The sequence below is a fragment of the Micromonospora sp. NPDC049836 genome, assembly GCF_044465125.1.
Classification (GTDB): Bacteria; Actinomycetota; Actinomycetes; order Mycobacteriales; family Micromonosporaceae; genus Micromonospora.
The window spans coordinates 343,402-355,019 of sequence record NZ_JBITLH010000003.1 but is presented as its reverse complement, the minus strand read 5'-3'; the positions used below and the strand labels follow the sequence as shown (position 1 = coordinate 355,019).

Annotated in this window: 9 protein-coding genes; 6 read left to right on the top strand and 3 right to left on the bottom strand. The window is 76.3% G+C overall.

The genetic code is table 11. The annotated features are described in order from the left end of the window. Positions 1-19 precede the first annotated feature (19 nt). The 4 genes from ACIBPB_RS09510 (at position 20) to ACIBPB_RS09495 (ending at position 4,607) form a co-directional block, all read left to right on the top strand. Positions 20-1,456 (top strand): NYN domain-containing protein, encoded by a 1,437-nt coding sequence (locus ACIBPB_RS09510; RefSeq protein ID WP_396839103.1) that lies wholly within the window; start codon positions 20-22, stop codon positions 1,454-1,456. Positions 1,457-1,587: 131 nt separating this feature from the next. Continuing rightward, complete coding sequence (locus ACIBPB_RS09505; RefSeq protein WP_396839102.1) at positions 1,588-1,797, top strand: hypothetical protein; 210 nt, start codon at positions 1,588-1,590, stop codon at positions 1,795-1,797. Between the two features lie 429 nt (positions 1,798-2,226). After that, a complete protein-coding gene (locus ACIBPB_RS09500) occupies positions 2,227-3,486 on the top strand; it encodes a M48 family metallopeptidase (protein WP_396839101.1) in 1,260 nt (419 codons plus the stop codon). Then, positions 3,483-4,607 (top strand): glycosyltransferase family 4 protein, encoded by a 1,125-nt coding sequence (locus ACIBPB_RS09495; RefSeq protein ID WP_396839100.1) that lies wholly within the window; start codon positions 3,483-3,485, stop codon positions 4,605-4,607. Before ACIBPB_RS09500 ends, ACIBPB_RS09495 begins: the two co-directional genes overlap by 4 nt. Before the next feature lie 126 nt (positions 4,608-4,733). Here ACIBPB_RS09495 and ACIBPB_RS09490 read toward each other — a convergent pair whose 3' ends face one another. Continuing rightward, positions 4,734-6,851 carry an MMPL family transporter gene (locus ACIBPB_RS09490; protein WP_396839099.1) on the bottom strand — a complete coding sequence of 706 codons (2,118 nt, stop codon included), beginning with the start codon at positions 6,849-6,851 and terminating at the stop codon, positions 4,734-4,736. Positions 6,852-7,011: 160 nt separating this feature from the next. Here ACIBPB_RS09490 and ACIBPB_RS09485 point away from each other — a divergent pair, with 160 nt between their 5' ends. Then, positions 7,012-8,316 (top strand): histidine kinase, encoded by a 1,305-nt coding sequence (locus ACIBPB_RS09485; protein WP_357316309.1) that lies wholly within the window; start codon positions 7,012-7,014, stop codon positions 8,314-8,316. After that, the gene (locus ACIBPB_RS09480) at positions 8,268-8,942 is read left to right on the top strand and encodes a response regulator (protein WP_396839098.1); all 675 of its coding nucleotides are present in this window, start codon (positions 8,268-8,270) and stop codon (positions 8,940-8,942) included. The genes ACIBPB_RS09485 and ACIBPB_RS09480 overlap by 49 nt, the downstream gene beginning before the upstream one ends. Positions 8,943-8,950: 8 nt before the next feature. On the opposite strand, the gene ACIBPB_RS09475 is transcribed toward ACIBPB_RS09480, so the two are convergent. Next, positions 8,951-10,792: a putative bifunctional diguanylate cyclase/phosphodiesterase gene (locus ACIBPB_RS09475; protein ID WP_396839097.1), complete on the bottom strand. Its 1,842-nt coding sequence runs from the start codon at positions 10,790-10,792 to the stop codon at positions 8,951-8,953. Then, entirely contained in the window at positions 10,722-11,534 is an 813-nt protein-coding gene (locus ACIBPB_RS09470; RefSeq protein WP_357316303.1) for an SAM-dependent methyltransferase, read from the bottom strand. The genes ACIBPB_RS09475 and ACIBPB_RS09470 overlap by 71 nt, the downstream gene beginning before the upstream one ends. Positions 11,535-11,618: the final 84 nt, after the last annotated feature.

The following is an 11,618-nucleotide window of genomic DNA, read 5'->3' as shown; positions in this document are numbered from 1 at the left end:
GGGGTGGGAGACTTGCCACATGCCCCTCACCGAGCCGCACGACGACCGCTTCTCCGCGGAGGAGCCGGTGGTCGGCGGGCCCGAGATCGGTGAGACCCCGCCCGACCCACCGGCGGACGCCGGCCCGGACGCCCCGGCCGCCGCCCCCGAGCCGGAGCCCGTCCTCCCCGAGCCGGTGCGCCAGCGGATCGTCACGCTGACCGCCACCGTGCTGCCCGGCCTGCCCGCCGACGAGGTGCCCGTCCCGCTGCGCCGGGTCGCCAAGTTCGCCCCCAACCGGCGGGCCCGGCTCGGCGCCGCGGCCATCGCCGCCCAGCTCACCGCCGATCCGCTGTTCCGGCAGCGGGTCACCGCGCGGGTGCTGGCCGACGCCGGTGACCTCGGTGCCGCGGTCGTCGAAGGGACCGCACCCGCCGCCGCCGACCCGGTCGAGGTGGCCGCCCTGGCCTACCTGGCCCGGCCGCGCGGCTGGCGCGAGCTGATCGAGGCCAGCGGGGCCGCGGTGCGCGCCGAGGCGGACAGCGCGGTGGTCGCCGAGCTGGTCCGGGAGGCCGAGCAGCGGGCCGGCCGCGCCGAGCACGACCGGGCGGTGGCCCGGGTCGAGGCGGAGAAGCTCCGCGACGAGCTGGCCCGGGTCCGGGAGGAACTCGGGCAGCTCCGCGAGGAGGCCCGCCAGCTGGCGCGTACCCTCCGGGAGACCCAGGCCCGGGAGCGCAAGGCCAGCGAGATGCTGGCCACCGAGCGGGGCCGGGCCGCGAGGGCGGTGGCCGACGCGGACGCCGAGCTGCGCCGGGCGCGGGCCCGGCTGGCCGAGGCGGAGGCCGCGGCCGGGCTGGCCCGGGCCAGCGCCAAGGAGGCCCGCTCGGTCGACGACGCCAAGCTCTGGCTGCTCCTCGAGACCATCGGGCAGGCCGCCGTGGGGCTGCGCCGGGAGCTGGCGCTGGAGCCGGTCGACCGAATGCCCGCCGACTTCGTGGCCGACGCGTTCGCCGACCAGTCGGCCACCACCCAGGCCGGCGCGGCCACCCGGGCCCGGGACACCGACGACCCGGCGCGGCTCGACCAGCTCCTCGCGCTGCCGAAGGCGCACCTGGTCGTCGACGGCTACAACGTCACCAAGCGCGGCTTCGGCGAGATGTCCCTGGAGCAGCAGCGCAAGCGGCTGATCAGCGGGCTGGGCGGGATCGCCGCGCAGACCGGGGACGAGGTCACCGTGGTCTTCGACGGCGCCGAGCGCATCCATGGGCTACCGCCCGCCCCGCGCGGCGTGCGGGTGCTCTTCTCCCGCAAGGGAGAGACCGCCGACGAGTTGATCCGCCGGCTGGTCCGGGCCGAGCCGGCCGGGCGGCCGGTCGTCGTGGTCTCCTCCGACCGGGAGGTCGCCGACGGGGTACGCCGGCACGGCGCCTACCCGCTGGGCGCGGACTCGCTGGTGCGCCGGCTCGCCCGTTCCTGAGCGCGATGCTCGGGTTCGGGGCGGCTGCTGCCTCGTTGTCCGGTTCTGTCACACCCCTGGCCTAGCGTCGTGGTGACCGACGGTGGTCGGGGGTCACCCGTCCGCCACCGGCGACGCGTCAGGAGGCGTTGATGCGCATCGACTGCGACAGCTGCGGGATCCGCGGCGCCGGCTGTTCCGGCTGCCTGGTGACCGCGCTGCTCGACACCGGCTCGCCGGCGGCCGACCTCGGCCCCGCCGAGCACCGGGCGATCGAGGTGTTCGCCCGGGCCGGCTTCGAGGTGGAGGTGCTGCCGCCGACCGCCCGGCCCACCCGCCGGCCCCGCCGCCGGGTCGCCTGACCACCATCCCCGACCACCACGTGCGCCGACCGACGCGCGGCCCGGCCGCCGTGCCGTGCGTCGGTCGGGCCGTGCGTCGGTCGGGCCAGGCCGCGCGCGGCAGTGGGCCGGCAGCGCGCCAGCCTGGCCGGGCCGGCCGGCGTCCCGGGTCGGGCGGGTGATCGGCTCAGGTTGCGGCATATCGGGGCTTCCGTGGGCGTGGAGGCCACGTTTTGCCGCGACTCGCGCGGTCGCCACCGCCGTCCGGCCGTCGCCCGGCGGCCGGCCGCCCGCCCGTCCGTCGGCCGCCCGCCCGTCGGCCGGCTGGGCGTCGGGTGGTCGTTCGGTGGGCGCGGGCGCTGGGTTCGGCGGCGGCCGGTCGGGCTTAGGATGAGCGGTCACGGCGGAAGGGAACGGCATGACTCGGGCGCGATACGACGGCGGGGCGCGGTGACCCCGCGCGGCTGGGCGGTGCTCACCCTGGCCGGGCTGGTCGTCGCGCTGGTCGTGGCCGGCGCGGTGCTGATCCCGTGGGGCCGGCCACCGGCCCCCCGCGCCGACCAGCTGGCCGCGCTGCGGTCCCTGCCGGTCGAGCAGGTGACCCGGGGACGTGCCTTCCACGGCGCGCTGCGCCCGGCCGCGTGGTCCGCGCTGGCCGTCGGCCTGCTGGTCGCCCTGGTGCTGGGGTTCACCCCGCTGGGCGGTCGCCTGGTCGAGCTGGCCGGCCGCCCCTTCGGGGACCACTGGATCGCCCAGGCGGTGCTCGGCGGGCTCGCCGTGCTGCTCCTGGCCGACCTGCTCACCCTGCCCTTCGCGGCCTGGCGGCAGACCGTGCTCGTCCGGTACGGGCTGAGCACCCAGGGCTGGAGCGGCTGGGCGGTCGACCTGGTCAAGTCGTACGCGGTCAGCGCGATCATCGGCGCCCTCGTCCTGCTCGGCTTCTACGCGGTGGTCCGGCTCGCCCCGCGCTGGTGGTGGGCGCTCGGCGCGGCCGGGGCGGCGCTGCTGGTCGTGCTGCTGTCGTTCGTGCTGCCGGTGCTGGTGGAGCCGGTGTTCAACAAGTTCACCCCGATGGAGCCCGGCCCGCTGCGCGCCGAGCTGATCGCGTTGGCCGACCGGGACGGGGTGCCGGTGCGCGACGTGCTGGTCGCCGACGCCTCGCGGCGGACCCGGGCGGTCAACGCGTACGTCTCCGGGCTGGGGCCGACCCGGCGGGTGGTGGTCTACGACACGCTGCTGCGCGAGGCCACCCCGCAGGAGGTGACCAGCGTGGTGGCGCACGAGCTGGGGCACGCCCGGGACCGGGACGTCTGGACCGGCACCGTGCTGGGGGCGCTCGGCGCGGCCGCCGCCGTGGTGGCGCTGTTCCTGATCGGCTCGTGGCCGCCGCTGCTGCGGCTGGCCGGCGTCGACGGGATCGCCCAGCCGCGGGCGTTCCCGCTGCTCATCGCGCTGATCACCATCGCCGGGCTGGTGGCCACCCCGGTGCAGGCCCTGGTGTCGCGGCAGGTGGAGGCCCGGGCGGACGCGCACGCGCTCGCCCTGACCGGCGACCCGGGCACCTTCGAGGCGATGCAGCGCCGTCTGGCCGGAGTGAACCTCGCCGACCCGGACCCGCCCCGCTGGGAGTACCTCTGGTCGGCCAGCCATCCGTCCACCGTGGAGCGGATGGCCGCCGCCCGCGCCTACGCCAGGGGGAGCGGCGGATGAGCCGGACCTTGCTGATCACCAACGACTTCCCGCCGCGCCCGGGCGGCATCCAGTCGTTCGTGCATCACCTCGCGATCCGCCAGCCCGCCGGCTCGGTGGTGGTCTACGCGTCGAGCTGGCGCGGGGCGGCGAAGTTCGACGCCGATCAGCCGTTCGAGGTGGTCCGGGAGCGCACCAAGGTGCTGCTGCCCACCCCGCTGATCGCCCGGCGCGCCGCGAAGCTGGCCCGGGCGTACGACTGCGACACCGTGTGGTTCGGCGCGGCGGCCCCGCTGGGGCTGCTGGCGGCGGGGCTGCGCCGCCGGGCGGGGATCCGGCGCGCGGTGGCCCTCACCCACGGTCACGAGGCCGGCTGGGCGACGCTGCCCGGCGCCCGGTCGGCGCTGCGCCGCATCGGTCGGGGCGTCGACGTGACCACCTACCTGGGCGAGTACACCCGGGTCCGGCTGGCCCGGGTGCTGGACGGGGTGACCGAGCTGCGCCGGCTCGCCCCGGGCGTGGACGTGGATACCTACCACCCGGCGGTGGACGGGGAACGGGTGCGGGTGCGGCTCGGGCTGGCCGACCGGCCGGTGGTGGTCTGCGTGTCCCGGCTGGTGCCCCGCAAGGGGCAGGACATGCTGATCCGCGCCCTGCCGGAGATCCGCCGCCGGGTGCCGGACGCGGCGCTGCTGATCGTCGGGGGCGGGCCGTACCGGGCGGTGCTGGAGAAGCTGGCCCGGCAGACCGGGGTGGACCGCGACGTGGTCTTCACCGGCTCGGTGCCGTCGGCCGAGCTGCCCGCCCACTACGCCGCCGGTGACGTGTACGCGATGCCCTGCCGGACCCGCAACCGCGGCCTGGACGTGGAGGGTCTGGGCATCGTCTACCTGGAGGCCAGCGCGACCGGGCTCCCGGTGGTGGCGGGCGACTCGGGCGGCGCGCCGGACGCCGTCCGGGAGGGGGAGACCGGGTACGTGGTGCGTGGCCGGGACGTCGCCCAGCTCGCCGACCGGGTGGCCACCCTGCTCGCCGACCGGGACCTGGCCCGCCAGTTCGGTGCGGCCGGCCGGGCCTGGGTGGAGCGGGAGTGGCGGTGGGAGACCCAGGCCGAGCGGATGGCCGCCCTGCTCGCCGGCTGACCGGCCCCCGCCGGCAGCCCAGCGGCGCCCACGAGCACGACGCCCGACGTCGAGCGGGCCCGGGCACCGTCCGACGTCGAGCGGGCCCCCGGCACAACGGCGGGCGTTGACCGGGGGCCGCTGCTGTCACGCGGTCAGGGCCGGTTCGGGGGCGGGCGGCGGCGGGGTGGGCTGCGGGGAGCGGCGGGACAGCCGCCCCGGCCACCAGGTGCGGACGCCCAGGTCGAGGGTGAGCGCCGGGATCAGCAGGCTGCGTACCAGCAGCGTGTCGAGCAGGATGCCGACCGCCACGATGACGCCCACCTGCACCGACGGCACGAGCGGCAGCACCAGCAGCGACCCGAAGGTGGCCGCCAGCACGATGCCGGCACTGGTGATCACCCCGCCGGTGACGGTGAGGGCGCGCAGCACGCCCGGCCGGTGCCCGATCAGCGCGGTCTCCTCCCGGGCCCGGGTCATCAGGAAGATGGTGTAGTCCACGCCGAGGGCCACCAGGAACAGGAACGTCTGCAACGGGACCCCGACGAACAGCCGGGGGTGCCCCATGGCGTCGAGCAGCAGCCCGGCGGCCCCCATCGCGGCGGCGAACGACAGCACCACGCTCGCCATCAGCAGCAGCGGCGCGACCAGTGACCGCAGCAGCAGCACCAGCACCGCCAGGACGACGAGGAGCACCAGCGGGATGACCACCAGGTTGTCCCGGTCCACCGTGCGCCGCTCGTCGAGCAGCGTCGCGGTCCGTCCGCCCACCACGGCCTGCGCCCCGGGCACCGCGTGCACGGCGGCCCGCAGTCCGGTCACCGCGTCCCAGGCGGCGTCGCTGTCCGGGGCGTCGGCGAGCACCGCCGTCACGCGCACCCACCGGCCGTCGGCCGACCGCTGCGGCGCGGCCACCTCGGCGACACCGGGCACCGCGCGGGCGGCGGCCACCACCCGGTCGGCCGCCCCGGCGGCGGCCAGGATCTCGGCGGGCGCCGCCGAGCCGCCCGGATAGTGGGCGGCGATCAGACGCTGCCCGGTGACCGAGCCGACCTCGGTGGTGAAGGACTCGTCGTCGGTCAGGCCGACGCTGAGGTTGCCGATGCCGAAGGTCAGCGCGACCAGCACGGCGGCGGTGCCGAGCCAGACCGCGCGGGGCCGGCTGGCGACCAGGTTGGCGACCCGCCGCCAGCCGCCGTGGTCGGCGGTCCGGTCGCGGGTGTCCGCGTCGGCGCTGTAGCGGGGCACGAACGGCCAGAACAGCCACCGGCCGAGCAGCACCAGCACCGCCGGGAGCAGGGTGGTCATGGCCAGCAGCGCCGCGCCGATGCCGACCGCGCCGACCGGGCCCAGCCCACGGGTGGCCGGCACGTCCGCCGCGAGCAGGCAGAGCAGCCCGATCGCCACGGTGGCCGCCGACGCGCACACCGCGCCGTACGAGCGGCGCAGTGCCGCCGCCATCGCCCGGTGCCGGTCGGCGTGCCGGCGCAGCTCCTCGCGGTAGCGGGCGATCAGCAGCAGGGCGTAGTCCACGCCGACGCCGAACACCAGCACGGTCAGGATGGTCTGGCTCTGGAAGTCCACGGCCAGCCCGGCGTGCTTGGCCAGCAGATAGACCACCGCGCCGGCGAGCTGGTTGGCCGCACCGACCGCGAGCAGCGGGATCAGCCACAGCACCGGGCTGCGGTAGGTGACCAGCAGGAGCAGGGCGACGGTGAGCGCGGTCGCCAGCAGCAGCGCGCCGTCCATCCCACCGAACGCGTCGAAGACGTCGTGCTCGGCGGCGGCGTCGCCGGTCAGTGCGATGCGCAGGCCCGGCGGGGCGCCGTCGGTCAGCCGGTCCTTCAACGCGCCGACCGCCTCGGCGCGCCGGTCCTCGTCCATGCTGACCGGCAGGGAGAACAGCAGCGCCCGGCCGTCGGCGGCGGGCACCGGTGGGGAGACCACGCCGCCCTCGGCGTACCGGGCGAAGGCCGCCCGGTCGGCGTCGACGCGGGCCCGGTCGGCGTCGGTCAGGCCGGTGTCCCGGACGTACACGGCGATGGCGAGCTGCCGCCGCGACTCGGGGAAGGCGTCGGCGGCCCGCTGCGCCGCCCGGCTGCTCTCCGCCCCGGCGGGCAACGCGCCGAGCGTCGAGTTGTCCTGCACGTCGCCGAGTTTCAGCGCGAGCGGCCCGGCCACCGCCAGCAGCACCAGCCAGAACAGCAGCACGGCGTACCTGCCCCGGCGGCCGGACGGCAGGCCGGCCAGTCGTTGTGGTGACATCGGTTGTCCTCTCGGTCGGTCACCGTCGGGAACCGGCACGGCCCCCGTCTCATCCCCGATCCTTCGGCCCGGGCCGCCCCCGGTCAGGGGTGTCATCCCGCCGACCCGGGTGGTGCCAGCACCACCGCTTCCGGCGCGGCGGTGCCGGAGAATGGGCGCCGTGGACAGCCGGGTACCCGACCGAATCCGCGCCGGCCTGCGGCCCGCCGCGGTCACCGCCGCGCAGGGGCTGCTGATCGCCCTGCTGTCGCTGACCACGCACGTGCTGCTGGTCGTGTTGTCGCTGGTGGCGCTGCTGCTCATCCCGGCCTTCGGGGTGGGGTTCGCCCTGTTCCCGGTGGTCACCGCGCTGGTCCGGCTCTGCACCGGGCTGCACCGGCGGCTGGCCCGGTGGAGCGGGGTGGAGCTGCCCACCCCGTACCTGCCGGCCCCGCCCGGCGCGCAGGTCGCCACGTGGCGGCGGTTCCGTTGGGTGGTGACCGACCCGGCCACCTGGCGGGACCTGTCCTGGCTGCTGCCCGGCGCGGTGACCGGCGCGGTGTGCCTGGCCGCGTTCGCGCTCCCGCTGTACGGCCTGGAGGGCGCGCTCGGGGTGCCGGTGCTGCTGCACCTGGCCGACGTCTGGTACGGCTACGGGCCGTTCTGGCCGATCGACAACCTGTTCCAGGCGGTGCTCTGCGTCCCGCTGGGGGTGCTGGTCCTGGCCGCCGGGCTGGCCGCCGGGCGCTGGCTGGTCTGGCTGCACCTGACCTTCGCCGGCTTCTTCCTGCCGCCGACCCGGGCCGCCGCGCTGGCGTTGCGGGTCCGCCAGCTCACCGTCACCCGGGCCGAGACGGTCGACGCCCAGGCGGCCGAGCTGCGCCGGATCGAACGGGACCTGCACGACGGCGCGCAGGCCCGGTTGGTGGCGTTGAGCATGAGCATCGGGCTGGCCGAGCAGCTCGTCCAGCGCGACCCGGAGGCGGTGCGCCGCCTGCTCGCCGAGGCCCGGGAGACCAGCGGGCAGGCCCTGGCCGAGCTGCGCGGGCTGGTCCGGGGCATCCACCCGCCGGTGCTCGCCGAGCGCGGGCTGGACGGTGCGGTACGGGCGTTGGCGTTGTCCGTGCCGCTGCCGGTGGCGGTGAGCGCGGAGCTGCCGGGCCGGCCGCCGGCGCCGGTGGAGTCGGCGGCGTACTTCGCGGTGGCGGAAGGGCTGGCCAACGTCACGAAGCACAGCGCGGCGTCCCGGGCGTGGATCACCGTGCGGTACGCCGACGGGCGACTGACCCTGGTGGTCGGTGACGACGGGCGGGGCGGCGCCGACCCGGCGGCGGGCAGCGGCCTGGCGGGTGTCGGGCGCCGTCTGGCGGCCTTCGATGGAACGATGACGGTGACCAGTCCGGTCGGTGGACCCACCGTCGTCACCATGGAGCTGCCGTGCGAGTTGTCATCGCCGAGGATCTCGCCCTCCTCCGGGACGGGTTGACCCGCATCCTCGAGGCGTTCGGCTGCCAGGTGGTCGCGGCCGTCGACAACGGACCGTCGGTGCTGCCCGCGCTCACCACGCACCGCCCCGACGTCGCGGTGGTCGACGTACGGCTGCCGCCCACCTTCACCGACGAGGGGTTGCAGGCGGCCATCCGGGCCCGGGCCGAGCTGCCCGGGCTGCCGGTGCTGGTGCTCTCCCAGCACGTCGAGCGGCTGTACGCCCGGGAGCTGCTCTCCGACCGGCGCGGCGGCGTCGGGTACCTGCTCAAGGACCGGGTGTCGCACGTCGACCAGTTCGTCGACGCGGTGCGCCGGGTGGCCGCCGGCGGCACGGTGATGGACCCCGAGGTGGTCGCCCAGTTGCTGGCCAGCCGGGCCGGCGCGGAGCCGCTGGCGGAACTGACCGCCCGGGAGCGGGAGGTGCTGGGCCTGATGGCCGAGGGGCGCTCGAACGCGGCGATCGCCGGCCGGCTCTTCGTCACCGAGAAGGCGGTCAGCAAGCACATCAACAGCATCTTCAGCAAGCTGCGGATGCCGCCGTCCAACGACGACAACCGGCGGGTGCTCGCCGTGCTGGCGTACCTGGACGGGGAGGACGGCCGCCAGCCCCGCGCGCCTGCCTGAGCCGGCGGTCAGGCGCCGGTGCCGGAGAGGGCGGGGGAGCGGTCCAGGTGCTGCCGCGCCGGCCCGGGCCGGCCGAAGTGCCAGCCCTGCGCGGCGTCGCAGCCGATCGCCCGCAGCCGGGCGGCCTGCTCGGCGGTCTCCACGCCCTCGGCGGTCACCGTCACCCGCAGCGCGTGGGCCAGCGACACCAGCGCGGCGAGGATCCGCTCGTCGGTGCGGCTGGCCGGGTCGTCGGCGGGGGCGCGCAGCCCGGTGACGAACTCGCCGGCCACCTTCAGCTCGGTCACCGGCAGGCCCCGCAGGTACGCGAGGTTGCAGTAGCCGGTGCCGAAGTCGTCGATGGCGATCCGGACGCCGAGGTCGGCCAGCACCCGCAGGGCGCGTACCGGTTCCTCGGCGGTGCTCATCATGGTGCTCTCGGTGATCTCCAGCTGGAGCCGCCCGGGCGGCAGGCCGGTACGCCCCAGCAGCGCGCGCACCTCGTCCACCAGCCCGGGCCGGCGGACCTGCTGCACGGCCAGGTTGACGCTGACGAACGGGGCGTCGCCGGCCTGGTCGGCCCACGTCCGGGCCTCCCGGCACGCCTCGGCCAGCACCCAGCCGCCGAGCCGCCCGATCAGCCCGGTCTCCTCGGCCAGCCCGATGAAGCTGTCCGGCCGCAGCACGCCCAGCTCCGGGTGGCGCCAGCGGACCAGCGCCTCCATGCCCAGCACCCGGCCGTCGCGCAGCGCGGTCAGCGGCTGGTAGTCGAGGTAGAACTCGCCTCGCTCCAGCGCGGTGGGGATGGCCGCGGAGAGCGCGTACCGGGCCAGCTCGCGGCGGTTGCGGTCGGCGTCGAAGAGCGACCAGCGGGCGCCGCCGGCCGCCTTGGCCCAGTGCAGGGTGCTGTCGGCGGCCCGCATCAGCTCCACCGGCGTGGTGTCGGCCACCTGCCGCTCCACGATGCCGATGCTGGCCGAGACGGTCAGTTCGTGCCCGTCGACCAGGGCCGGCTCGTTCACCGCGGCGAGCGCCGCCTCGGCCACCCGGACCGCGTCGTCGGTGCCCGCGGTCCGTTCCACCAGGATGACGAACTCGTCGCCGCCCAGCCGGGCCACCAGGTGCTCGCCGAGCGCGCCGCGCAGCCGCTCCGCCACGGCGATCAGCAGCCGGTCGCCGACCTGGTGGCCGAGGGAGTCGTTGACCACCTTGAACCGGTCCAGGTCGAGGAAGCAGACCCCGACCCGGTCGGCGTCGCGGCCCGGTCGGGTCAGCGCGGCGGTGAGCCGCTCGGTGAACAGGGTGCGGTTGGGCAGGTCGGTCAGCGGGTCGTGGGTGGCCTGGTGCCGGAATCGCGCCTCGCTGTCCCGCAGCGCCCGTTCGGCCTGTGCCCGGGCCATCATGGCGGCCCGCCGGATGGTCTCCTGCTCGTCCAGCGTGCGGTCGCGCAGCGCGCGGGCGTACCCGGTGGCGACGGTGGCGAGCAGCCGGGCCATCCGGTCCTCGACGTCCTCGGCGACCAGGCCGAGGTCGCGGACCAGGCGCAGCTGGATGACCTCCACGGTGCGGCCGAGCCCTTCGGCGGAGGCGATGTGCGCGCGGACCAGTTCCGCGCCGACCTGCTGGCCGATGCGCAGGTCGAACGGTTCGGACCGGAGCGCCGCGGCCAGCCGCTCGGTGAGCCGTTGCAGCAGCGCCTCCAGCTGGGCCTGGGTCATCGGCAGGTAGCTCGTGCCGGCGACCGCCTTGGCCCAGGCCCGGGCGAAGGTGCCCGGGCAGGAGCGGCCCCGCCCGGCCGGCTCAGTCACCGAGCCGCCCGACGCCGCCGATGAAGACCGCCTTGGCCGCGTCCTCCGCCTGCTCCGGGGCATCCGGCCGCCACTGCGGCACCCAGACCACGCCCGGCTCGACCAGGTCGAAGCCGGCGAAGAGCGCGGTGAGCTCGGCGCGGCTGCGGATGAACAGCTGGCTGTCGGTGCGGCGGTAGACCCGCTCGGCCTCCGCCCGCTCGCCCGTCTCGCCCCGGTCGTCGTCGCTGGCCTGCGACATGACCAGGTAGCTGCCGGGGGGCAGCGCGGACCGCAGGGTCCGCAGGATCTCCTCCGGGCGGTCCTCGTCGGGCACGAAGTGCAGCACCGCCACGATCATCACGGCCACCGGCTGGCTGAGGTCCAGCAGCGAGGTCACCTCGGGATGCTGGAGGATGGCCGCCGGGCGGCGCAGGTCCTCCTGGATCACCGTGGCCCGGTCGTTGCCGGCCAGGATCTCCCGGCTGTGCGCCACCGCGACCGGGTCGACGTCGACGTAGACCACCCGGCACTCCGGGTCGATCCGCTGGGCGACCTCGTGCACGTTGCCGACGGTGGGGATGCCGGAGCCGATGTCGAGGAACTGGCGCACCCCGGACTCGGCGAGGAACTGCACCGCCCGGCGCAGGAACGCGCGGTTGGCCTGGGCCATCAGCGGGGCCTCCGGCACGGCCGCCATCATCGCCTGGGCGGCGGCCCGGTCGGCCGCGAAGTTGTGCGAGCCGCCGAGGTAGTAGTCGTACATGCGGGCGACGCTGGGGCGCTCCATGTCGATCGAGTCGGGTGCCCAGTCCGGCCGCTGCATGCCTCTGCCCCTTTGTTCACAGCGCGCGGGGTCCCGCCCGCGCGACCACCCGGGTATTCTGCCCGCCCGCGGTCGTGGTGCAAA